Here is a 22,884-nt window from a genome sequence, read left to right on the forward strand (position 1 = left end):
GGAGCGACCGCCTACTCCGCCCGCACCTCGCTCGCCGACTTGTCGGCGCGCCAGCCTCGCCAGACGCTGTGGCGGAGGGTGCCGGAGGCGGTGCGCTCGCGGTAGCGGACCTCGCCGACGAGGACGGGGGCGACCCAGTTGACGCCGCGCGACTCCTCCGGGGGCACCGACACGGCGGGCTCGTCGGTCGCGTGCTCGGCGAGGCGGTCGACGAGGCCACGGCGCTCGCGGTCGCTGAAGCCGGTGCCGACGCGCCCCGAGTACTCGAGGCGGCCGTCGGCGTCGGGGATCGCCGTCAGGAGCGATCCGACCGAGCCCTGCAGCCCGCCCTCCCCGAGGCGCCAGCCGACGATCACCACCTCCTGCACGCGGTGGTGGGTCAGCTTGATCCAGTCGCGGGAGCGGCTGCCCGCCTGGTACGGCGAGGAGCGGCGCTTGGCGACGACTCCCTCCAGGCCCAGCGCGAGGCTGGTGGCCATCGCCTCGTCGAGGTCGCCGTCGAAGACCGAGGGGACGTGCACGCGCTCGTTCTCGACCACGACCTCGACGAGGGCGGCGCGGCGATCGTCGTAGGCGACTCCGGTGACCGCGGAGCCGGCGAGCTCGAGCACGTCGAAGACCATCAGGTGCACCGGGGTCGCGCGCACCGCGGCCTCGATCTCGCGCGGCTTCGTCAGCCCGCCCCGGGTCTGCAGCAGCCCGAAGTCGGGTCGGCCGCGGGCGTCGAGCGCGACGATCTCGCCGTCGAGCACCGCGTCTCCGCACGCCTCGGCGATCGGCGCGAGCAGGTCGGGGAAAGCGGCCGTCAGGTCGTTGCCGTTGCGGCTGGTCAGGGTGACGACGCCGCCGCTCACGCGGACCAGGGCGCGATAGCCGTCCCACTTCATCTCGATCGCGGAGTCGGGGGCGATCTCGCCGGCGCGGCCCGCGGTCGCGAGCATGGGCCGGAGCTCCACGGTCTTCGGGGGCTTCGCGGCTCGCGCTGCGGCCTTGTGTGGCGCTGTCGCGACACCGCGCCCCTGAGGCGCGTGCTTGCCGGGGCCACCCGTCATCAGATGCAGCAGCCAGTTCTTCTCGTCGCCCTTGCCGCCCTTCGCCCCCGTGTGCAGCAGTGCGTAGCGCCGCGGCTCGCCGCCGAGCCCGCCGTCGGGTCGCCCGGTCAGCACCGCGATCACCTCCTCGCCCTCGCGCCACTTCTCGAGCGCGTAGGTGCCCTCGTCCCAGATGCGCACCTCGCCGCCGCCGTACTCCTTCGCCGGGATCGTGCCCTCGAAGGTCGCGTACTCGAGCGGGTGATCCTCCGTCTGCACCGCGAGCCGGTTGGGATCGCCCTCGAGCGGCGGGCCCTTGGGCACGGCCCAGCTCACCAGCACGCCGTCGTGCTCGAGCCGGAAGTCGTAGTGCAGCCGCCGCGCGTGGTGCTCCTGGATCACGAACGTGTCGCCGGAGGAGGAGATCCCGGCGCCGGGCTCGGGCACCGGCTCGGGGGTCTTCGACGCGTCGCGCATGCTGCGGTAGGCGGCGAGGCGGTCGGCGGAGGCGTCGGTCGCCGCGAAGCCGGCCAGCCGCTCGGGAGTCGGCTCGAGCCCCGCTCCGCGCGCGGCCAGGACCGGCCGCAGCAGATCCCCGTCCGAGCGCAGCCGGTCGACGACCTCGTCGGGCGCGAGGTGCCGCAGATCCGCTGCCCCGATCTCGTCCCACGTGCGCGGCGCGGCGACCCGCGGCAGCAGGCGCCCCCGGAGCGAGTACGGGGCGATCGTCGTCTTCGCGGCGCTGTTCTGGCTCCAGTCGACGAGGACCTTGCCGTCGCGGAGCGTCTTCTTCATGTCGGACACCACGAGGTCGCGGTGATCGGCCTCGAGCACCTTCGCGAGCTCGTGGGCGACGGAGGAGATCTGATCGCTCGTCGCCGAGGCGTCCAGCGGGCAGTAGAGGTGGATGCCCTTGCTCCCGCTCGTCACGGGGAACGGCTCGAGCCCCATGCCCTCGAGCAGGTCGCGGGCGAGGAACGCGACCTCGGCGCACTCGGCGAGCCCCGCACCCTCGCCGGGGTCGAGGTCGAGCACCAGCCGGTCGGGCGGGCGGCGCTCGCCGTCGGAGCCGACGCGCCACTGCGGGACGTGCAGCTCGAGCGCGACCTGCTGGGCGAGCCAGGTCAGGGCGGCGACGTCGTCGACGAGCGGGTACTCGACGTCGCGCGACGAGTGCGCCAGCCGCGTCCGGCTCAGCCAGTAGGGCGCGGAGGAGGGCAGGTTCTTCTCGAAGAAGACCTCGCCCGGGTGCTCGGCCGTGCCGACCCCGTCGACCCAGCGCTTGCGGGTCACGGGCCGCCGCGCGAGGTGCGGCAGCATCGCGGAGGCGACCGACGCGTAGTACGCGAGGACGTCGGCCTTGGTGAACCCCGCCTCCGGGTACACGAGCTTGTCGAGGTTGGTCAGCCGGAGGCGCCGCCCACCCACCGAGACGAGCTGCTGCGACGAGGGGGCCATGGCTCCATGGTGGTGCCGCGGGGCCGTCGGCGGGAGGGAGTTGTGCCGGAGCGTCGGGATCGGCCACCGGATCCGCCTGGGGAGGACTCGCGGCGCGCTCCCGGCTCGGGTGGATAGCCTGGCGATCCCGCCCTCGAAGGAGATCCCGTGACGATCACCGACATCCCGCTCACCACCATCGACGGCACGCCGTCGACGCTCGCCGACTACGCGCCGGTGAAGCTCATCGTCAACGTCGCCTCCCGCTGCGGCCTCGCTCCGCAGTACGAGAAGCTCGAGGCGCTGCAGAAGACCTACGGCGACCGCGGATTCACGGTTCTCGGCTTCCCGAGCAACCAGTTCCTGCAGGAGCTGAGCGACGAGGACCGCATCAAGGAGTACTGCTCGACCACCTGGGGCGTGACGTTCCCGATGTTCGAGAAGGTCAAGGTCAACGGGCGCTCGGCGCACCCGCTCTACGCGGAGCTGACGAAGACCGAGGACGACAGCGGCAAGGCGGGCCGGGTGAAGTGGAACTTCGAGAAGTTCCTCGTCACGGCCGACGGCACCGTGCACCGCTTCCGCCCGACGGTCGAGCCCGACGACCCGCGGATCGTCGGACTGATCGAGCAGTCGCTGCCCGCCGAGGGCTAGCGCGCACGCAGACCCTCCGACGCGCGCGCGTCGGCCGGCTCGATCCCCTCGGGGCAGACGATGTCGGACACCTCGAACGGCGTCGCACGCGTGAACGGGATCATCTCGATCCCGTCGACGTGGCGCAGCAGCACGGAGGCGCCGGTGCCGTCGCGGAGGCTCCTGCGCACCTGGCGCAGGAAGATCCCGGCCATCTCGAGCTCGACCGTGAAGGTGCGGCCGCTCACGTCGATCCGGCAGCCGATGACCGGCTGACTCGCCGTGGACACGCCGTCGGGCACGTGGCGCGCCTCGGTCGGCTGCTTCGTCACGACGCTCGGGGCGCTCGTGAACGTGGGCGTCTCGGTCGCTCTCGCGGTCTCGGTCATCATCGTCTCCGTCCGTCGTCGCGACCGGCGGAGCACCGGAGGTCGCTGAGCACGACGCTACGACCTGACCCTGAGACGGGGGGTGGGGTTGACGAGCGCGAGGATGAGAGGCAGGCGCGGCGGGTTCAGGAACCCTGCCGCTGCTCCTCCGGCTCGGGGAGGACGGTGAGCTCGCCGTGCATGCTGGCGACGCTCAGCATCTGCTCGATCCAGGCGCGGTTGAGCCTGGGCTGGTGCGCCTCCGCGAAGCGGAAGTGCAGGGGCACGGAGGGGTGCAGCCAGACGGAGCTCCGGCCGTGGCCCGTGGAGGCGTCCTCGGACCAGGAGAGCGAGAAGGCTTCGTTGCGGCGCAGCTTCGAGAGCACCGCGACCTTGAGGTGGGCGAGGACCCGCTCCTCGAACTCGATCTCGAGATTCTGCGGTCCGTAGGTGAGCGTGGCCACGTGCCCCCTTCGGGCGTCCGGGCCGCCCCTGACGGACGGCTCCCGGAGGGACGGTATCCGCTCGCCCCCTCGCTCGGCGAACCGGCCGGGAGACACGCCGCGCACCCATTGACAGTTCGCGGGTGCGGGCTTAGCGGCCTTCGGCTCGATCTCCGGCTCGCGGGCGGTTCGGCTCGCAGAATCCGGTTCGGCTCGCGGAATCCGGTTCGGCTCGCAGGATCCGCCGCTTCTGACGAGCCGGACGTGTTTCTGCGAGCCGGAGGTCGGTCGGCGGGCGGTTCGGCTCGCGGAATCCGGTTCGGCTCGCAGGATCCGCCGCTTCTGACGAGCCGGACGTGTTTCTGCGAGCCGGAGGTTGGTCGGCGGGCGGTTCGGCTCGCGGAATCCGGTTCGGCTCGCAGGATCCGCCGCTTCTGACGAGCCGGACGTGTTTCTGCGAGCCGGAGGTTGGTCGGCGGACGGTTCGGCTCGCGGAATCCGGCGGTGTCGACGAGCCGAATGTGTTCCTGCGAGCCGGAGGCTGTCAGCCGGACCCGGTACCCTCCAGGGGTCCGTGCCGGTCGACGAGAGCGAAGTGCTGTGAAGACGAGGGTCATCTTCTACCTCATCGGAGGCGTCCTGATCCTCGGAGCGGGCATCTCCTCCGCGGCCGACGGCGTGACCGTCCCGGACATCATCACCATCGCGTGCGGCGTCCTGATCCTGGCGCTCGCCGGCTGGCAGTACCGCCGCTCCCACGGCGCCGACTCCGACTCGGCGGACGGCCCCCCGAAGCTCTAGCTCGCCGTCAGCGCTTCACGGAGGCTGACCCTCGAGCCCATCCGCAGCAGCGAGTTCGTGTAGATCCGGCTCGCGACGGCCATCACGGCCGCGGTCGCGACGACCAGGAGCGCGAGCGACACCAGCGGCTCCCACCATTCCGCCTCGCCGAAGAACAGCCGGACGGGCATCGCGACGGGAGCGCTGAAGGGGATGTACGACAGGATCGTCATCACGAGCGCGTTGTCGCCGAAGAACACGACTCCGAAGTACGGCACCATCACCAGCATCATCGCGGGGGTCATCACCGAGCCCGTGTCCTCCTGCCGCGACACCAGGGCGGCGCCGGCGGCGAAGACGCTCGCCACCAGGACGAACCCGAAGACGAAGAAGACGACGAACCAGATCAGCGGAGCCGACAGCAGGTCGAGCAGCTCGGTCTGACCCGTGATCGCGAGCCCGAGCGCCGATGCGGCGGCGATGGCCGCGGCCGTGCCGACTCCGATCACCGAGTTGCCGAGGATCTTGCCGGCCAGCAGCGCCCGAGCGGGCACCGCGGCGAGCAGGATCTCGACGATGCGCGACTGCTTCTCCTGGACGGTGTTCTGCATGATCGTCGCGCCCGAGCCGATGACGGCGAGCATGAAGACCAGCCCGAACGCCAGGCCGATCAGCGTGCGCAGGCCCGAGGGAGTCTGGGCGGGATCGAGGAGCTCGACGGCGGGACTGACCGAGAGGGCCGAGACCAGGCCGTCCGGAGCCTCGTCGAGGGCGACGAGCGCGAACCCGATCGCGGAGTCGTCGGGGACGAGCGCCGCGTCGACCGATCCGGAGCGGACCAGCTCCTCGGCCTCTCCCCGCGTCGCCACCTCGGTGATGTCGAGGGTGTCCGAGCCGGCGACCGCGGCGGGTACCGACCCGACGACCGCCACGGGGGTCGCGTCGACCGCGCGGTTCCCGAGCACGCTCGAGAGGACGATCCCGCCGATCACCAGGGCGAGTGTGATCACCGTCGAGACGATGAACGCCTTCGAGCGGATCTGCGAGAGGATCTCGCGCTCGGCGACCAGGAGGGTCGCGCTCCACGTGCCGAGTCGGGCATCCGCCGTGCTGTGCGTGCTCATCGGGTCACCATCGCCTTCTCCTCGGCGCCCGCGGGCGCGTTCACCACGATGTCGCGGAAGATCTCTCCGAGCGTCGGGCGCACCGGCCGGAACACCGTCACCGTCCCGCGCTCGACGGCCGTGCGGAGGACGACATCGGCCGCCGCGGAGTCCGCACGGAACAGCGCGCTCGTGCCGGCGAGCTCCTCGACCTCGACGCCGGGGACGCCGCGGACCCAGCCCGCGTCCCCGCTCATCTCGAGCGACCACCTGTCTCCCGAGTGCTGCTCGCGCAGAGCCTCCCGCGAGCCCGCCGCCTGCACCCGGCCGCCGGCGATGATCACGAGGTCGTCGCAGAGGCGCTCGACGACGTCGAGCTGGTGGGAGGAGAACAGCACCGGGATGCCCCGCGCGGCGTGCTCGGCGATGACCGCGACGACCTCGTCGACGGCGAGCGGGTCGAGCCCCGAGAAGGGCTCGTCCATGATCAGCACGTCGGGATCGTGCACCAGCGCCGCGGCCACCTGGACCCGCTGCTGGTTGCCGAGGGACAGCGCCTCGAGCTTGTCGCGGCGGCGCTCGAGGAGTCCGAGGCGCTCGAGCAGGTCGTCGGCGCGCTGGACCGCCGTCGCCTTGTCGATGCCGTGCAGCCGCGCGAGGTAGGCCAGCTGCTCCCCGATCTCCATCTTCGGGTAGAGGCCCCGCTCCTCCGGCATGTAGCCGAAGCCGTGCAGCGCGGCCTGGCCGACCGGCGCGCCGTCGAGCGTCACCGTCCCGGAGTCCGGCCGGAGGACGCCGAGGATCATCCGCATCGTCGTGGTCTTGCCCGCGCCGTTGCCTCCGACGAAGCCGGTGAGGCGCCCTCGGCCGACGTCGAAGCTCACGTCGTCGACGGCGCGGTGGCTGCCGAAGCTGCGACTGATGTTCTGCACGCTGAGCATGCGACCTCCTCGGGGTGATGCCTCCACGCTAGGAGCGCACCGCGCCGGCCGCTTCCGGCCCGGGGGTGAGGGCGTCCCTCCCCCTCGGGGCGGAGGCGGGTCCTCAGTCGACCAGGCCGGACCGGTAGGCGTAGGCGACGGCCTGCACCCGATCGCGGAGCGAGAGCTTCAGCAGCACGTTCGACACGTGCGTCTTCACGGTCGCGCGGCCGACCACCAGCCGCTCGGCGATCTCGTCGTTCGACAGCCCCTGCGCCAGCAGACGGAGCACCTCGGTCTCGCGAGGCGTGAGCTGATCGAGCACCGCCGCCCTCGGCGCGGCCGGCATCCTGTCGCGGGCGACTGCGCGCTCGATGACCGCGCGGGTCAGCTCGGGCGCGAGCAGCGCCTCCCCGGCCGCGATCGCCCGCACGCCGAAGACCAGGTGCTCCGGAGGGGAGTTCTTCAGCAGGAACCCGCTCGCGCCGGCGTCGAGGGCCTCGAGCAGGTAGTCCTCGCGCTCGAAGGTCGTCAGCACGAGCACCCGGGCGGTCTCCGCCGGGTCGGCGAGCATCCGCCGCGTCGCCTCGAGTCCGCCGATGCCCGGCATCTCGACGTCCATGCAGACCACATCGGGGTGGGCCCCCGCCACGACCTCGAGCGCCTCCTCGCCGCTGGACGCCTCACCGACGACGTCGATGTCGGCCTGCGCCGACAGGATCGTGCTGATCCCCTGCCGCATCAGGGCGTGATCGTCGACGAGGACGACCCGGATGCCGCTCATGCCCGCACGCCCAGGGGCACGGTGACCCGCACGACCCAGCCGGAGCCCGCTCGCGGCGACGCCTCGAAGACGCCGTCGAGGGTCGCGGCGCGCTCCCGCATGCCGAGCAGGCCGAGGCCGCCGCCCGTCTGGCGCGGGCCGGGGCGGCCGAGGCCGTCGTCCGCCACCTCGAGCTCGACGGATCCGCCGTCGTCGTAGCGCAGGTGCACCCTCGCCCGGGTTCCCGGGCCCGCGTGCTTGAGGACGTTCGTCAGCGACTCCTGGGCGATGCGGTAGAGGTTCAGTCCCACCATCGGAGGCACCTCGAACGGCGTCCCGACCCTCTCGAGCGAGACCCGGAGGCCCGCTGCCGCGGCGTCGTCGATCAGCGCGTCGAGGGCGTCGAGGCCTAGCGACGCGGTGACGGGGCCGAGGGCGGACTCCTCGTCGCGGAGGGTGCCGAGCAGCTGGTAGAGCTCGCCGACCGCCGCCCGCGAGGAGCCCTCGAGCGCCTCGAGCTGCCCGCGCGCCCGCTCCGGGTCGCTGTCGAGCAGCGTCCGCGCGGCCGCGGCCTGGACCCCCATCAGTGAGACGTGGTGGGCGACCGCGTCGTGCAGCTCGCGGGCGATGCGCAGGCGCTCGATGGTGATCGCCTGCCGGGCGACCTTCGACTGCTCCTCCTCGAGCTGCCGGGTGCGGAAGGCGGTCAGGGCCCGCTGGCGCGCCGATGTCCACGCGTGGTCGCCGAACCACCAGGCGCCGGCGAAGTAGAGGACGTTGATCAGGATCTGCTGCAGCATGTACGCCGCGACCGGGGTGAGCGCGCCGATGCCCTCACCGTCGAAGTCGAGGTCCTGGGTGCTCGCGCGGAAGAACGTGATCATCAGCCAGATCCCCATCGCCGTGACGAGCAGGCCGCGCGCCCACGTCGCCCGCGACCGGCTCGGGTCCCACGCGCCGACGCTGTAGAGCGCCGTGAAGAGCGCGATGTTGGTGATGGTCGCCTCCGGCACGCTCAGCTCTCCGGCGAGCACGAACGCCGCGCCCGTGACGGCGAGCACGGGCACGGGATGCACGCGGCGGAAGGCGAGGGGGAGCGTCACGAGCGCGAGGAGGCCGATGCTCGGCAACGGCTCGGCCGGCTCCGGCCACAGGCCGATCGCGCGGCCCAGCACGAGCGAGAGGATGCCGGCGCCGAAGAGGGCGGCGGCGGTCGCGGCGTCGATGCGCCTCTGATCCGCCGTCGCCGGCGGCCTCTGCCAGGCGCGGGAATCGGGATCGACGGTCATCTCCCGCTCAATCTAACGGCGGAGGCACCCGCGCCGACTCCCCGCGGAGGAGGAGAAGCGGCCGCTCTAGCGGACGAGCAGGAGCCGGTACGGAGCCGCCCGCTCGACCCGCCAGCCCTCGGGCGCGACGGCGCGCAGCTCACCGGCGGTGTAGCTGCGGCGCACCGAGAGCGAGCCGTCGTAGTGCAGGAACGAGCCCGCCGCGACCGGACGGGTCGCCATGGCGTAGGCCGTGTAGGCGAGCCGCGAGCGCTCGATGTCGTTGTGCAGGGCGCGGGGAGCGAGGCGCTCGCTGTCCGCGAGGAGCGAGTGGAGCGCCTCCGGATCGAGGTGGTGCAGCAGGTGGTTCGAGACGACCAGGTCGTAGTGCGCGCCCTCGGCGACGAGCTCGGAGCTGCTCGCCCGGCGGAACTCGACCCCGGCCGGTGCGGGGGTGGACGTGGCGAAGGCGTAGGCGCGCTCGTCCGGATCCGCGGCGGTGACGGCCAGGCGCAGTCCGTCCTCGCGGGCCCAGGCCGAGAGGGAGCGGGCGATGTCGCCCCCGCCCGAGCCGATGTCGAGCAGCCGGGTCGGCGCGTCGGCGCTGAGGAGGGGCCTCACGCGAGCGCGGTAGAGCCCGCGCCATCCCGACACGAGCCGGTTGACGACCGGGAAGCGCGCGTAGGTCGCGTCCAGCAGCGCGCGGTCGCACTCGGGGTCGTCCATCAGCTCGCGGGCCTCGGTCTCGCGCCGCCGCAGGTCGGGGCGGAGGGGAGCGCGGACGCTCATTCCCCGCCCCGCTTGGTGAACAGCCCCATCTCGACCGTGAGGCCCGGCCCGAACGCCATCGCGCCGACCCGCTCGCCGTCGCCGGCCTCGCCGTGCAGGAGGCGGCGCAGGATGAAGAGGACCGTCGCGCTCGACATGTTGCCGTTCGTCCGCAGCACCTCCCGCGAGGGCGCCATCTGCTCGTCCGAGAGCTCCAGCGCGCTCTGCACGCGGTCGAGGATGCTGCGGCCCCCGGGGTGCACGGCCCAGCGGGCGATGTCGCCGACACCGAGACCGGTCTCGCCGAGCGGCGCGGCGAGCGCCTCCGTGATGTTCGTGCCGATGATCGCGGGCACGTAGGTGCTGAGCCGCATCGCGAAGCCGTGGTCGCCGATCGTCCACGCCATCTCGTCCTCGCCCTCGGGGGTGAGGGTGGAGGCGAGCGAGTCGATCTCGAGGACGGCGGTGCCGGGCTGCGGCTCCCGCGCGGTGACGACGGCTGCGGCGCCTCCGTCGGCGAAGACCGAGGACGCGACGATCTGCTCGGGGTCGTTCGAGGCGGTGAGGTGGATGCTGCACAGCTCGACCGCGACGACGAGCACGACGGCCTCGGGGTCGGCCTCGCAGAACGCCTGCGCGGCGCGGAGCCCCGGGAACGCGCCGTAGCAGCCCATGAAGCCCAGGTGGAAGCGCTGCGTCGTCGGGGCGAGACCCAGTCGGCGCACCAGCTGGTAGTCGGGTCCGGGCGCGTAGAAGCCCGTGCACGAGACGGTGACCACGTGGGTGACGTCGGCCGGCGCGAACGCGGCCGACTCGAGGGCGTGGCGGGCCGCCTCCGTGAACAGCTCGGGGGCGCGGGCGGTGTAGAGCGCGTTGCGGGCACCGGTGCCGGGATCGAGGAGACGCCCGGACTCGCGGTCGTAGAAGACGCCGCCGCCCTCGTGCTCGCCGCGGTCGAGCTCGTCGACGACCGTGCTGCGCGTGTCGATGCCCGAGGCGTTGAACGCCGCCCCGATCAGCCGCGACGCGAGCCGCGTCACGCCCGGCTGCTCGCTGAAGATGTCGCGGATGCCCGACTGCTGCAGCACCGTCGACGGGACTGCGGTCTCGATGCTCCGGATGTGCACGCTCACGCGCCGGAACCTACCGCACGCCGGTGGGAGCGCATTCCCGCTGCGCAGCTCAGAGGATCGGCTTCCCGCCGGTGACGGCGATCGTCGAGCCGCTCATGTAGCTGGCGTCGTCGGAGGCGAGCAGCACGTAGGCGTGCGCGACCTCGGCGGGCTGGCCGGGGCGACCGAGGGGGACCTGCTCGCCGAACTCGGCGACGGCCTCCTGCGGCATCGTGGAGGGGATCAGCGGCGTCCAGATCGGACCGGGAGCGACGCTGTTCGCGCGGATGCCCTTCGAGCCGAGGGCCTGGGCGAGCGAGGCGGTCATGCTCAGCATCGCGGCCTTCGTGGCGGCGTAGGGGAGCAGCTGGTACGACGGCTGGTCCGACTGCACCGAGCTGGTGGCGATGATGGAGGCGCCGGCCGTCAGGTGCGGCAGTGCGGCCTTCACGAGGTGGAAGTACGCGCTGAGGTTGGTGGCGAGCGTGCGGTCCCACTCCTCGTCCGGGATGTCGGTGACCTCCTCGCGGCTCATCTGGAACGCGGCGTTGCTGACGAGCACCTCGAGGTGGCCGAGCGTCTCGACCGTGGCCGAGACGACCTCGCGGCAGTGCGCGGCGTCGCGCAGGTCGCCGGGGAGCAGGAGTGCCTCGCGGCCCGCCTCGCGCACCCAGCGTGCGGTGTCCTCGGCGTCCTCGTGCTCGTCGAGGTACGAGATCGCGACGTCGGCGCCCTCGCGGGCGAACGCGATGGCGACGGCCTTGCCGATGCCGCTGTCGGCGCCGGTGACCAGCGCGACCTTGCCGGTGAGGCGGCCGGTGCCGCGGTAGCTGGTCTCGCCGTGGTCGGCCTTCGGGGTCAGCTCTGCCTCAGTGCCGGGCGGTGTCTGCTCGGGGGATTCCGGAGTCATGGCGGTCCTCTCGTCTCAGTACCCATGCAACAGGGTCCGGCGGCGCCTCCCCAGGGGCTTGACGGCCCCGTCAAGCCCGCGACAGAGGAGGCGTCCAGGCGCTTCACTGGGTCCACTGCCGCTACTCCGCGGCCACCGAGGAGGCCCTCATGAGCATGCCCACCGACCGCGACGGCTCCGACCGGAACCGCACCGAGCAGCTTCCCGACGGGATCGGCTCGAGGTCCGAGCGCTCCGCCGCCGCTCCCGCCGGAGCCGTTCCCGCCGCGACCGAGCCCGAGCCGGCCCACCGCGCGCCGATCGACCAGGACTCCGCCGAGGCGAAGCAGGCCCGCGCCGCCGCCCGCAAGGACATCCACCAGCGCGAGCGCGACCGGTTCGGCGGGCTCAAGATCGGCTGCGCCTTCTTCGGCTGGCTCGCGGCCACCGGGCTCGCGGTCATCCTCACCGCGCTCGTCACGGCGATCGGAGCGGCCGTCGTCGGCACGCAGGACGTCACCGCCGATCTCGCCGCCGACCCCGCCGCCTTCGGCTGGGTCGGTGCGATCGCCCTGCTGGTGATCCTCCTGGTCGCCTACTACTCGGGCGGCTACGTCGCCGGGCGCATGGCCCGCTTCAACGGCGCGAAGCAGGGCGTGGCGGTGTGGGCCTGGGCCGTGATCGTGGCGATCCTGGTGGGCATCGCCTCCGCGGTCACCGGAGGCAGCCAGGTCCTCTCCGCGGTCAGCGGCTTCCCGACCATCCCGCTCGACGCGGGAGACGCCACCGTCGCCGCGATCGTGACGGCGCTCGCCGCGCTGGTCGTGTCGCTGGTCGGAGCGGTGCTCGGCGGACTCGCCGGCATGCGCTTCCACCGCCGCGTCGACCGCGAGGGCCTGGCGGGCCTCGCCGTCTGACCTACGATCGCCGGGTGATGAGTGCGAGCCCCGACCAGGTCCTCCGCGAGCTCCGCGAGTGGCGGGCCGGGGGGCTCGCCGGTCTCCGCGACGAGTACCTCGGCTTCGTCCGGGAGCGGGGCGACTCGGCGCTCGAGCGCGACGGCGGGCCGGAGCACCTCACCGCGAGCTGCTTCGTGCTCTCGCCCGAGCTCGACCGGGTGCTGCTCTGCTACCACCGGAAGGGACGCTTCTGGGTGCAGCTGGGGGGCCACGTCGAGCCGGGGGACGCCTCCCTGAGCGCTGCGGCGCTGCGCGAGGCACGCGAGGAGAGCGGAGTGAGCGACCTGCGGCTCCTCGGGTCGCTGCCGGTCGACGTCGACCGACACGCGCTGAGCTCGGGCTTCGGCCGCTGCAGCACGCACTGGGACGTGGGCTACGCGGCGATCGCCGACCCCGACGCGCCTCTCGTCGTCAGCGACGAGAGCGACGACGTGGCGTGGTGGCGCCTCGACGCGCTGCCGGAGGAGGTGCCGCCGGAGTTCGCGGCTCGCCTCCGCGGGGCGGTCGCGGCCGCACGCGAGCGCCGGTAGTGCACGATGGGGCGATGAGCGCCTCCGCCCGACCCGCCGTCGTCCTCGCCGGAGCCGGCGGGTTCCTCGGCACCGATCTCGCCCGCCGATTCTCGGCGGACGGCTGGGAGGTGCGGCGGATCGGCCGCTCCGGCCCCGACGCGCGCTGGGGCGACACCGCGGGCATCACGCGGACCCTCGACGGCGCGCGACTGCTCGTGAACCTCGCCGGGAAGAGCGTCGACTGCCGCTACACCGCGGCGAACCGCGCCGAGATCCTCCGCTCGCGCGTCGAGACGACCCGGGAGCTGCACCGTGCGGTCGCGGCCGCGGAGGAGCCGCCCGCGACCTGGATGAACGCGAGCACGGCCACGATCTACCGCCACGAGGAGGAACGCGCCAACACCGAGAGCGAGGGCGTGCTGGGCGAGGGCTTCTCGGTCGATGTGGCGCGCGCGTGGGAGGAGGCGTTCTTCGACGGCGGGACGCCCGGCACGCGGCGGATCTCGCTCCGGATGGCGATCGTGCTCGGCGACGGGCCGGCGACGGCGATCCTCCTCCGGCTCGCCCGCCTCGGCCTCGGCGGCCCGCAGTACGACGGGCGCTGGCCGGGCACCCGCGCGCGGCGCGAGGCCGGGGTGCACCACGAGTACCGGTCCACGCACGGGCGGCAGCACTTCAGCTGGATCCACGTGGAGGACGTGCACCGCTCGATCCTGTTCCTGGAGGAGTCGGCTCTCGAGGGGCCCGTGAACCTCGCCTCGCCGAACCCCAGCGACAACACCGAGCTGTCGCGACTGCTGCGCGCTGCTGTCGGTCGCCGCCTCGGGCTCCCTGCACCCCGCTTCGTCCTCGAACCCGCCACGCTGCTGCTGCGGACCGAGCCCGAGCTCCTCCTGAAGAGCCGCTGGGTCGTCCCCGCCCGCCTCGAGGACGCCGGCTTCGCCTTCGCCCACCCCCACCTCGCCGAGGTCCTCCGCGACATCGTCGCCACCCGCTGACCTCTCCCTGCCCAGGAGGCTACGTGTGCAGACTCGCCTGCTGACGGTGGTGGGTCTCGATACGCCGCCTGCGGCGGCTACTCGACCAGCGGGCAGCGGGGAGGCGCAGCACGGTGTCCGTCCCCGGGAGACCCGCGGTTCTCGTGCCTGCTGATCGAGTAGCTCGCGCAGCGGGCGTACCGAAGATCCCCGCGGCCGTAGTGACCTGCCTGCTGACGGTGGTGGGTCTCGATACGCCGCCTGCGGCGGCTACTCGACCAGCGGGCAGCGGGGAGGCGCAGCACGGTGTCCGTCTCCGGGAGACCCGCGGTTCTCGTGCTTGCTGATCGAGTAGCTCGCGCAGCGGGCGTATCGAAGATCCCCGCGGCCGTAGTGACCTGCCTGCTGACGGTGGTGGGTCTCGATACGCCGCCTGCGGCGGCTACTCGACCAGCAGGCAGCGGGAGGCCGAAGCGCGGGCCTGGCGGGCTTCCTCCGCCGTGCCCGGTTCACGGCACCTTCTGGTGCACCTGCAGACCACCCTCGCCGTTGAAGGCGAAGCCGAGAACGCGTGCCAAGCGTTTTCGGCGGGCCGGACGCAGGACGCTCTGCGGATCGCGACCATCCCGAGAAGCCGACTGCGCTGAGCCGCGCGGGGAGCGGCTCAGTCGACAGCGGGGCGCGCGACGCGCGCCGCGATGTCGCGACGGTACGCTCCGCCGTCGAGGTGGATCAGGTCGAGCGCCTGGTACGCGCGGGCGCGCGCCTCGGTGAAGTCTGCTCCGCGGGCGACGACGTTCAGCACTCGTCCGCCGGTGGCGACGAAGCGGTCGTCGACGAGCTGGGTCGCCGCGTGAGCGATCGTGACCCCCGGGACCGCGGCGGCCGCGTCGAGGCCGCTGAGGGCGCGGCCGGTGACCGCGTTCTCGGGGTAGCCCTCGCTGGCGAGCACGACGGTGACCGCGACCTCGTCGGTGAACACGGGCCACGGCACGGAGGCGAGCGATCCGGTGGCCGCCGCGTGCAGCAGGGCCGACAGCGGCGAGGCCAGGCGCGGGAGAACGACCTGCGTCTCGGGGTCGCCGAAGCGGGCGTTGAACTCGATCACGCGGATGCCGTCGTCGGTGACGATGAGCCCGCAGTAGAGGAGTCCGACGAACGGGGTGCGCTCGCGCTCGAGCTGACGGATGGTCGGGATCGCGACGGTGTCGATGACCTCGTCGACGAAGGCGCGCTCGTCGGCCCAGCGGTCGGCGAGCCAGGGGAGGGGGGAGTAGGCGCCCATGCCGCCCGTGTTCGGGCCCTCGTCGCCGTCGCCGAGGCGCTTGTAGTCCTGCGCGGGAGAGAGCGGGACGACGTCGTGGCCGTCGGAGAGGAGGAAGAGCGACACCTCCTGGCCGGCGAGGAACTCCTCGATGAGCACGTCGCCCGACTGCAGCCAGAACTCGGCGTGCGCGACGGCCGCGCTGCGCGACTCCGTCACGAGGACCCCCTTGCCCGCGGCGAGGCCGTCGGCCTTGACGACGTAGGGGGCGCCGAACTCGTCGATGACGCGGTTCGCGTCGACGAGCGTCGAGACGCGGGTGGCGCGTCCGGTGGGCACGCGGGCCATGTCCATCACGCGCTTCGCGAACGTCTTCGAGCCCTCGAGGGCGGCGGCGGCGCGGTCGGGTCCGAAGGTCGCGATGCGGCGCTGGCGGAGGGCGTCGGCGACTCCGGCGACGAGCGGCGCCTCGGGGCCGATGACGACGAGCTCGATGCCCTGCTCGAGGGCGAAGTCGGTGACCAGCCGGGGGCTGTTGGTGTCGAAGTGGATGACCTCGACGTCGCGCGCGATGCCGGCGTTGCCGGGCGCGGCGATGATGTGGTGCTGCTCCTCCTCCGCGAGGAGAGCGGTGATGATGGCGTGCTCACGGGCACCCGAGCCGAGGACGAGGATCTTCACCCTGACAGGATAGGCCCGCCCTGCGAGGCGCCCGCCCCTCCGCGGGCGCGGGAGAATAGTGGCATGGCCAAGGGCAGGATCGACGAGCAGAGCGGCCAGGAGGCGGTGCGCGCGGCGCTCGCCGGGACGGCCGACCGGAACACCACCGCGACGGCGGTCCGCTTCCTCCTGCAGATCATCGAGACGAACGTCCCGGGCCGCAGCGTCGAGGTGCGCGTCCCGCCGTTCGGCGCGGCGCAGTGCGTCGAGGGCCCGGGCCACACCCGCGGCACTCCGCCGAACGTGATCGAGATGGACGCCGCGACCTGGCTGCCGCTCGCGACCGGATCGCTCCCCTGGGAGGACGGGCTCGCGAGCGGGCGGATCCACGCCTCGGGGGTGCGGGCCGACCTCACGCCGTTCCTGCCGATCCTCCGGCTCGCCTGATCGGCGGACGCCGCATTAACTTCTCGTAAACGCATCGGCCACCTCCTGCCGACCGTTTGACGGGAGCCGCGCCGTCGGGTTGTCTGGGAAAGTTCCCCTTATGCGGCAGGAGTTCTCTCCGAAACGCCGCTCGATGCTTGGAGTCCTCCACCAGATGCGCAGCGCACCCTCCGGCCGAAGCGGCCTCTCCCGATTCCTCTCCGCGGCGGCCGTCAGTGCCGTCGCCGGAGCGGCCCTGCTGGGCGCCGCGCCCGCGATGGCCGCCGACGAGACCGTCATCGACGTCTACACGATGAACGACTTCCACGGCCGCCTCGAGGCGACCGCAGGCGCGTCCGTCTCGCAGAGCACCGCCGGTGCCGCGTCGATCGCCTCGGCCTTCTCGACCCTCGAGGCCGAGAACCCCGACAACTCGATCCTCGTCTCGGCGGGAGACAACGTCGGCGCCTCGACCTTCACCTCGCTGGTGCAGGACGACAACCCGACCATCGACGCGCTCAACGAGATCGGCCTGAGCGCCTCGACGATCGGCAACCACGAGCTGGACCACGGCCGCGAGGACCTCGACGGGCGCATCATCCCGCGCGCCGACTACGAGCACATCTCGGCGAACCTCCTCGAGAAGGGCACCGACGAGCACGCCTACGCCCCCTCGTACGTGCAGGACTTCGACGGCGTGAAGGTCGGCTTCGTCGGCGCCGTCACCGAGGACCTGCCCTTCCTCGTCAGCCCGGACGGCATCGCGACGCTCGACGTCGCTCCGATCGTCGAGTCCGTGAACGAGGAGACCGCTCGTCTGCAGGACGGCATCGACGAGAGCGCCGACGCCTCGATCCCCGAGGAGCAGAAGAACCTCGAGGCCGACGTCGTCATCGCCGTCATGCACGAGGGCGCCTCCTCGCCGACCGTCAGCTTCACCGACCCGGCCTCGGTCTTCGGCGCGATCGTCGACGGCATCGGCGGGAACGTCGACGCCATCGTCTCGGGTCACACCCACCAGGCCTACAGCCAGGAGGTGGAGGTCGACGGCAACGTCCTCCCCGTCCTCCAGACCGGCAGCTACGGCACCTACCTCGGCCACCTCGAGCTCACCGTCGACACGGCGACCAAGGACCTCACGTCCATCACGTCGAACCTCGTCGACCTGCTGCAGCCCGTCCAGGTCACCAACCCCACCACCGGAGTCGTCTCGACGGTCTACCAGCCGATCTACAGCGCCGACTCCACTCCCGTGGGCCAGTCGGTCGCCGCTCTCGTCCAGGACGCGGTCGACATCGCGAACGTCGAGGGCGCCGTCTCGATCGGCTCCGTCACCGGTGACATCCGCCGCGGCGTGCAGTCGGACGGCACCGAGAACCGCGGTGCCGAGTCGACGATCGGCAACCTCGTCGCCGACGCGCAGCTCTGGGCCACCCAGGCCGAGCTCGGCACGCAGATCGCCTTCATGAACCCCGGCGGCATCCGCCAGGACATCACGTACGCCTCCAGCGGCGAGGGCGATGTCGACGGCAACGTCACCTACCGCGAGGCCGCGATCGTGCAGCCGTTCGCGAACACCCTCGTGACCGAGACGCTGACCGGCGCTCAGATCAAGACCGTCCTCGAGCAGCAGTGGCAGCCGACCAGCTCGCGACCCGAGCTCCACCTCGGCATCTCGGCCGACCTCTCCTACACGTACGACCCGACCGCGGAGGTGGGCTCGCACATCACGGGCGTCTTCTTCCAGGGCGAGCCGATCGCGGACGAGGACACCTTCAAGATCGTCACCAACTCGTTCCTCGCGGCCGGTGGCGACAACTTCACCGAGCTGGGCAACGGGACCGACAAGGCCGACTCCGGTCGCGTCGACCTCAACGCCTTCACCGAGTACATGGCCGAGTTCTCGCCCGTCGCGCCCGACCCCGCGTCGCGCTCGATCGGCGTCGTCGAGACCAGCGCCGAGGGCGCCGAGACGCTGAGCTACGACCTGTCCTCGCTCGACGTGAACAACTCGCCCGTCCGCGACGACGAGGTCCAGGTGCTGATCGACGGCGAGCAGGTCACCACCGCTCCCATCGACCACGCGATCGTCGACACCACCGATGAGCAGGGCCGCGCCTCGGTCAGCTTCTCGATCAGCGAGCTGGCCGCGGGCGACCACGAGCTCGAGTTCGTGCTGCCCACCACGGGCGTCTCGGTGCTCTACACGCTCACGGTGACGGAGGCGGCCACGCCGACCCCGGCGCCCACCCCGATCGAGACGGTGATCCCGACCACCCCGTCGACGCCGGCTCCCGCCGTGCACGTGCCGAGCACGCCGACGAAGCACCTCGCCGCCACGGGCGTCGACGCGACTCCCGCCTTCGCGGCCGGCATCGCGGCGCTCCTGCTCGGCCTCGGGATGACGACGGCGCGCCTGCGTCGCCGGGCCGCGTCGAAGTAGCGCTCGCCCGACAGGGAAGGCCCCGCGGCTCGTCGCCGCGGGGCCTTCCGCGTACCCGGCCGGAGATCACGGCCCCGGGAACGCAGGAACGCCGCCTCCCACCTGGGAGACGGCGTCCGAACGCGATGAGGTGCTGTCGCTGAGCGCGGGGCTCAGTGCTGGGCGGGGACCTGACGGTAGCCGTCGCGGCTGGCGACGAGCACCGTCGACACCGTGCCCCACGCAGCGAGGGCGCTGAGGACGACGAGGATTGCGATGCTCATGAGTGTTCTGCCTTTCGTTGCGGCGGAATCCGATCCATCCGCCCGGATGTTCTCTACAACGTCCACTGTGGCCTGATCCGTTCCTTAGGACAATCGAACAGTTCTTGGCCTGACGTGTAGCGTTGCTTCATGGACGTGCGGCGACTGGAACTGCTCAGAGAGCTCTCGATGCGGCGCTCGATCACCGAGGTGGCGGAGGCGACCCACCGCACTCCGTCCGCGGTCTCGCAGCAGCTCAAGGTGCTCGAGCGCGAGGCGGGCGTGCCCCTGATCGAGCGCTCGGGCCGCGGAGTCGTCCTGACCGCCGCCGGCCGCGAGCTCGCCCGGAGCGCCACCGAGATCGCGATCGCGCTCGAGCGCGCCGACGCCGTCTGGCAGACGTTCAAGAACAACCCGATCGGCGAGGTGACCATCGCGACGTTCCCGACCGCCGGGCAGATGCTCCTCCCCAGGGCCCTGGTCGCTCTGCAGAGCGTGGAGGGGCTGGTCGTGCAGTGCGAGGACGCGGACCCCGGCACCGACGAGTTCGCCGACCTCACCGCCGACTTCGACATCGTGCTCGGCCACTCGCCGAACGGTCGGAGCGCGTGGGCCGGCCGCGGCCTCGCGATGGCCGAGCTGATGGTCGAGCCCCTCGACATCGCCCTCCCGCTCGACCACCGCCTCGCCGACCGCCCGACGGTGACGGCCGCCGACCTCGTGGGCGAGACCTGGATCGGCGTGCCGGACGGCTTCCCGTTCGAGCGGATCATGCAGGAGATCGAGACCGCGTCCGGTGGTCCCGTGCGCGTCGAGCAGCGCTTCGCCTCGACGAGGGTCACGGAGGCGTTCGTGGCGGCGGGCCTGGGCATCGCGGTCGTCCCGCGCTACACGGCCGGCACCGCGGGCATCGTCGTGAAGCCGCTCCGGGGCGTCAACTCCGTGCGGCACATCGTCGCCCTGATGCGCCCCGACCGCGCCGAGCGGCTGTCGGTGCGGACCGTCGTGCGCGAGCTGCGGGCGCAGGCCGGCCGCACCGTGCACGCGATGTGAGCAGCGAGGGCCGGGAGCGCAAGTCGTCGCCCGAGCGCGCCGACGCGGGGGACAATGGAGGCATGACCGACCCGCTCGACCCCTCGCCGCGCCCCGCCGATGTCGAGGTCACCCGCGAAGAGGTCGAGATGCGGCGCTCGCCGCGGGTCTGGCGGATCCTCGCCCTCGGGGCAGGCGTGGGCGCGATCGTCGCCTTCGTGCTGACGTTCGCGCTGCCCGAGACCGAGGGGTTCTCGAAGGGTCAGATCTTCGGATTCAGCCTGCTGCTGTTCATCACGCTCTTCGGCGCGCTCGCGGGCCTCATCGTCGTCGTCCTCGACCGGTTCGTCGGGCGCCGGATCGTCCGGATGACGGCCGAGCGCACGGTCGCCCGCGAGACGCCGGCCGAGGAGGCGCCCGGAGCGCCCGACGACACCCCGGACGCCTCCGGCCGCTAGGTCAGCGGCGCTTGCGCGTCGTGCGGCGCGCCTGGTTCTGCGTGGCGCGCTTCGCCTTCTGCGACTTCCTCACGCGGCCGGCGATGAAGGTCAGCAGGAACGGCAGCAGGCGGTAGATCACGGGGACTCCTCGTCTCGGGGTGCCCGGGAGCGGGCACGCAGACGATCATGCGATGCGGGACGCTCCCGGGGCACCGGCTTGCGCGTCGGCGAGGGGTGTGCGGGTCGCGCCCGATCAGCTGAGCTGAGTGCGCTCGACCCAGTCCAGGTACTCCGGAGTCACGGTGCCGGTCACGTAGTCGCCGGTGAAGCAGCTCGTCTCGAGGTCGGTGACGTCGGATCCTTCGAGGATGGCGGCCTTCATGTCGGCGACCTCCTGGTAGATCAGGTAGTCGGCGCCGATGGCCTCCGAGATCTCGGGGATGCGCCGGTTGTGGGCGACGAGCTCCTGCCGCGACGGCATGTTGATGCCGTACACGTGCGGGTAGCGCACGGGCGGCGCGGCGGAGGCGAAGGTGACGGTGTTCGCTCCGGCCGTGCGGGCCATGTCGACGATCTCCTTCGAGGTCGTCCCGCGCACGATCGAGTCGTCGACGATCAGCACGTTCTTGCCCTTGAACTCGCTCGACATCGCGTTCAGCTTCTGCCGCACCGACTTCTTGCGCACCGCCTGGCCGGGCATGATGAACGTCCGCCCGACGTAGCGGTTCTTGTAGAAGCCCTCGCGGTAGGGGATGCCGAGCTTCTGGGCGACCTGCATCGCGGCGGGGCGGGAGGAGTCGGGGATCGGCATGACCACGTCGATCGCGCCTCCCGGCGTGTACGCGGCGATGGTGTCGGCGAGGCGGTCGCCGAGGCGCAGGCGCGCCTCGTACACCGAGATGCCCGACATCACCGAGTCGGGTCGGGCGAGGTAGACGTACTCGAACGAGCACGGGATGAGGCGCGGGTCCTTCGCGCACTGGCGGCTGGTCATCCGGCCGTCGGGGGTGATGAAGATCGCCTCGCCGGGGGCGACGTCGCGCACGATCTCGAAGCCCTGCGCCTCGAGCACCAGCGACTCGGAGGCGACCACCCAGTCGTCGGGCCCGTTCACGTTGAAGCGGCGGCCGACGATCAGCGGGCGGATGCCGAACGGGTCGCGGAACGCGAGCAGCCCGTGGCCGGCGATGAGGGCGATGGTGGCGTAGGAGCCCTCCACGCGCTCGTGCACGCGGGCGACGGCGTCGAACACCTCGTCGGCGTCGAGGTCGCGGCCCGAGATCGAGGCCTGCAGCTCGTTCGCGAGCACGTTGACCAGCAGCTCGGTGTCGGACGTGGTGTTGAGGTGGCGGCGGTCGACGCGGAAGAGCTCCTCGGTGAGCTCGCGCGTGTTCGTCAGGTTGCCGTTGTGGATGAGGATGATGCCGTAGGGCGCGTTCACGTAGAACGGCTGGGCCTCCTCCTCGCGCTCCGCGTTGCCCTTGGTGGCGTAGCGGACGTGGCCGATCCCCATCGTGCCGATCAGCGAGCGCATGTCGCGGGTGCGGAACGCCTCGCGGACCTGCCCCGCCGCCTTCTTGATGTGCAGGGTGCTGCCGTCGGCCGTCGCGATGCCGGTCGAGTCCTGGCCGCGGTGCTGCAGGAGCGAGAGGCTGTCGTAGATGGACTGGTTGACGGGTCCCGAGGAGACGATTCCAACGATTCCGCACATGCCGGATGGGCTCCCAAGGGGACGAAGAGGGGTTTGACGGTCCATCCTGACACGCGCCAGACGCTCGCCCTAATGGTTCGCCGTCGGCGGATCGGCCGGTGGAGCGCCTCCGTCACGCCGGAAGACGGGCGGATCCGCTGGCGTGGGTCGACGCATCGAGTCCTCCGGGGTGGTCGGGCGGCGTCGGACGCGGGTGCCTTACAGTCGCCCTGTGGTTGAGCGAGAGGCGAACGGCTCGACTGCGCGGCACCGGAGGGTCGGAGGAGCAGCGCTGGGACCGAAGCCGCCCCGTCTCTCCCGCAGGCAGTGGGCGGCTGCTCTCATCGGTGGCGCGGCGCTGCTCGGTCTCTGCCTCGTCTGGACCGTCCGCTGGGATGCCACCGAATCCAGCGCGACGTGCACGGTGAGCGAGATGCAGCGGGTGCTCTCCAGCGGCAGGGGAGCCTCGAGTGTCTGGAGAGTGCTCACCGACGAGTGCGGAACCCTGACGATCGCGTACACCGGAGAGGGCTCGGGCATCGCTCCGTCCGCGGTGCAGCCCGGCTCTCGGTACGACTTCTCTCTGCGCGGGTGGGAGTGGCTGCTCTACCACCGCCGGATCGTCGCTGCGGACAGGCTCGGCTGACGCCCTCCTCGGTCGTCCGTCGGACGTCCGCGGGTGGGCGCTCCCTGCGGGCTTCGAGCAGGACAGGCGACGGCGTCG

The 22,884-nt window shown here is 72.2% G+C and carries 22 protein-coding genes; 10 read left to right on the forward strand and 12 right to left on the reverse strand.

The window, feature by feature from the left end:
• Positions 1-11: 11 nt before the first annotated feature.
• Positions 12-2,489, reverse strand: a complete 2,478-nt coding sequence (locus GSU68_RS01185; protein WP_159905306.1) for an ATP-dependent DNA ligase — start codon at positions 2,487-2,489, stop codon at positions 12-14.
• A gap of 147 nt (positions 2,490-2,636) precedes the next feature.
• On the opposite strand from GSU68_RS01185, the gene GSU68_RS01190 reads away from it, so the two are divergent.
• The gene (locus tag GSU68_RS01190; protein WP_159905307.1) at positions 2,637-3,122 is read left to right on the forward strand and encodes a glutathione peroxidase; all 486 of its coding nucleotides are present in this window, start codon (positions 2,637-2,639) and stop codon (positions 3,120-3,122) included.
• On the opposite strand, the gene GSU68_RS01195 is transcribed toward GSU68_RS01190, so the two are convergent.
• Positions 3,119-3,490 (reverse strand): hypothetical protein, encoded by a 372-nt coding sequence (locus GSU68_RS01195; protein WP_208544625.1) that lies wholly within the window; start codon positions 3,488-3,490, stop codon positions 3,119-3,121. The genes GSU68_RS01190 and GSU68_RS01195 overlap by 4 nt on opposite strands.
• Positions 3,491-3,615: 125 nt before the next feature.
• Positions 3,616-3,933, reverse strand: coding sequence for a hypothetical protein (locus tag GSU68_RS01200; protein WP_056044841.1), 318 nt, complete (start codon positions 3,931-3,933; stop codon positions 3,616-3,618).
• 579 nt (positions 3,934-4,512) lie between these two features.
• Between GSU68_RS01200 and GSU68_RS01205 the strand changes: the two genes are divergently transcribed.
• Positions 4,513-4,713, forward strand: a complete 201-nt coding sequence (locus GSU68_RS01205; RefSeq protein ID WP_159905309.1) for a hypothetical protein — start codon at positions 4,513-4,515, stop codon at positions 4,711-4,713.
• Here the strand turns inward: GSU68_RS01205 and GSU68_RS01210 are convergent.
• The 7 genes from GSU68_RS01210 to GSU68_RS01240 form a co-directional block, all read right to left on the reverse strand.
• On the reverse strand, positions 4,710-5,816 hold the full coding sequence (locus GSU68_RS01210; RefSeq protein ID WP_159905310.1) for an ABC transporter permease: 1,107 nt from the start codon (positions 5,814-5,816) through the stop codon (positions 4,710-4,712). The two genes, GSU68_RS01205 and GSU68_RS01210, sit on opposite strands and share 4 nt — an antisense overlap.
• Positions 5,813-6,736 carry an ATP-binding cassette domain-containing protein gene (locus GSU68_RS01215; protein ID WP_159905311.1) on the reverse strand — a complete coding sequence of 308 codons (924 nt, stop codon included), beginning with the start codon at positions 6,734-6,736 and terminating at the stop codon, positions 5,813-5,815. Before GSU68_RS01215 ends, GSU68_RS01210 begins: the two co-directional genes overlap by 4 nt.
• Positions 6,737-6,839: 103 nt before the next feature.
• Positions 6,840-7,499, reverse strand: a complete 660-nt coding sequence (locus tag GSU68_RS01220; RefSeq protein WP_159905312.1) for a response regulator transcription factor — start codon at positions 7,497-7,499, stop codon at positions 6,840-6,842.
• Complete coding sequence (locus GSU68_RS01225; RefSeq protein ID WP_159905313.1) at positions 7,496-8,767, reverse strand: histidine kinase; 1,272 nt, start codon at positions 8,765-8,767, stop codon at positions 7,496-7,498. Before GSU68_RS01225 ends, GSU68_RS01220 begins: the two co-directional genes overlap by 4 nt.
• Positions 8,768-8,833: 66 nt before the next feature.
• Positions 8,834-9,535 carry a class I SAM-dependent methyltransferase gene (locus tag GSU68_RS01230; RefSeq protein WP_159905314.1) on the reverse strand — a complete coding sequence of 234 codons (702 nt, stop codon included), beginning with the start codon at positions 9,533-9,535 and terminating at the stop codon, positions 8,834-8,836.
• On the reverse strand, positions 9,532-10,647 hold the full coding sequence (locus GSU68_RS01235) for a 3-oxoacyl-[acyl-carrier-protein] synthase III C-terminal domain-containing protein (protein ID WP_159905315.1): 1,116 nt from the start codon (positions 10,645-10,647) through the stop codon (positions 9,532-9,534). Before GSU68_RS01235 ends, GSU68_RS01230 begins: the two co-directional genes overlap by 4 nt.
• 49 nt (positions 10,648-10,696) lie before the next feature.
• Positions 10,697-11,536, reverse strand: coding sequence for an SDR family oxidoreductase (locus tag GSU68_RS01240; RefSeq protein ID WP_159905316.1), 840 nt, complete (start codon positions 11,534-11,536; stop codon positions 10,697-10,699).
• Between the two features lie 149 nt (positions 11,537-11,685).
• Between GSU68_RS01240 and GSU68_RS01245 the strand changes: the two genes are divergently transcribed.
• Genes GSU68_RS01245 through GSU68_RS01255 form a run of 3 tightly spaced genes read left to right on the forward strand, consistent with a single transcriptional unit; the run spans position 11,686 to position 13,984 of the window.
• A complete protein-coding gene (locus GSU68_RS01245; RefSeq protein WP_159905317.1) occupies positions 11,686-12,432 on the forward strand; it encodes a hypothetical protein in 747 nt (248 codons plus the stop codon).
• 17 nt (positions 12,433-12,449) lie between these two features.
• Positions 12,450-13,004 (forward strand): NUDIX domain-containing protein, encoded by a 555-nt coding sequence (locus GSU68_RS01250; protein WP_159905318.1) that lies wholly within the window; start codon positions 12,450-12,452, stop codon positions 13,002-13,004.
• Positions 13,005-13,018: 14 nt separating this feature from the next.
• Positions 13,019-13,984: a DUF1731 domain-containing protein gene (locus GSU68_RS01255; RefSeq protein WP_159905319.1), complete on the forward strand. Its 966-nt coding sequence runs from the start codon at positions 13,019-13,021 to the stop codon at positions 13,982-13,984.
• Positions 13,985-14,627: 643 nt separating this feature from the next.
• Here GSU68_RS01255 and purD read toward each other — a convergent pair.
• A complete protein-coding gene (purD, locus tag GSU68_RS01260) occupies positions 14,628-15,908 on the reverse strand; it encodes a phosphoribosylamine--glycine ligase (RefSeq protein ID WP_159905320.1) in 1,281 nt (426 codons plus the stop codon).
• A gap of 63 nt (positions 15,909-15,971) precedes the next feature.
• Between purD and GSU68_RS01265 the strand changes: the two genes are divergently transcribed.
• From GSU68_RS01265 to GSU68_RS01280, 4 genes are all read left to right on the forward strand, one after another.
• The gene (locus GSU68_RS01265; protein WP_159905321.1) at positions 15,972-16,334 is read left to right on the forward strand and encodes a sterol carrier family protein; all 363 of its coding nucleotides are present in this window, start codon (positions 15,972-15,974) and stop codon (positions 16,332-16,334) included.
• Positions 16,335-16,488: 154 nt separating this feature from the next.
• Entirely contained in the window at positions 16,489-18,756 is a 2,268-nt protein-coding gene (locus tag GSU68_RS01270) for a bifunctional UDP-sugar hydrolase/5'-nucleotidase (protein WP_159905322.1), read from the forward strand.
• A 392-nt stretch (positions 18,757-19,148) separates the two neighbouring features.
• Entirely contained in the window at positions 19,149-20,051 is a 903-nt protein-coding gene (locus tag GSU68_RS01275) for a LysR family transcriptional regulator (protein WP_159905323.1), read from the forward strand.
• A gap of 62 nt (positions 20,052-20,113) precedes the next feature.
• A complete protein-coding gene (locus GSU68_RS01280; protein WP_159905324.1) occupies positions 20,114-20,488 on the forward strand; it encodes a hypothetical protein in 375 nt (124 codons plus the stop codon).
• 235 nt (positions 20,489-20,723) lie between these two features.
• Here GSU68_RS01280 and purF read toward each other — a convergent pair whose 3' ends face one another.
• A complete protein-coding gene (gene purF / locus GSU68_RS01285) occupies positions 20,724-22,181 on the reverse strand; it encodes an amidophosphoribosyltransferase (RefSeq protein WP_159905325.1) in 1,458 nt (485 codons plus the stop codon).
• 460 nt (positions 22,182-22,641) lie between these two features.
• On the opposite strand from purF, the gene GSU68_RS01290 reads away from it, so the two are divergent.
• A complete protein-coding gene (locus tag GSU68_RS01290) occupies positions 22,642-22,806 on the forward strand; it encodes a hypothetical protein (RefSeq protein ID WP_159905326.1) in 165 nt (54 codons plus the stop codon).
• The last annotated feature ends 78 nt before the right edge of the window (positions 22,807-22,884 follow it).

The sequence above is a fragment of the Rathayibacter sp. VKM Ac-2759 genome (assembly GCF_009834225.1).
In the GTDB taxonomy this organism is placed as follows: domain Bacteria; phylum Actinomycetota; class Actinomycetes; order Actinomycetales; family Microbacteriaceae; genus Rathayibacter.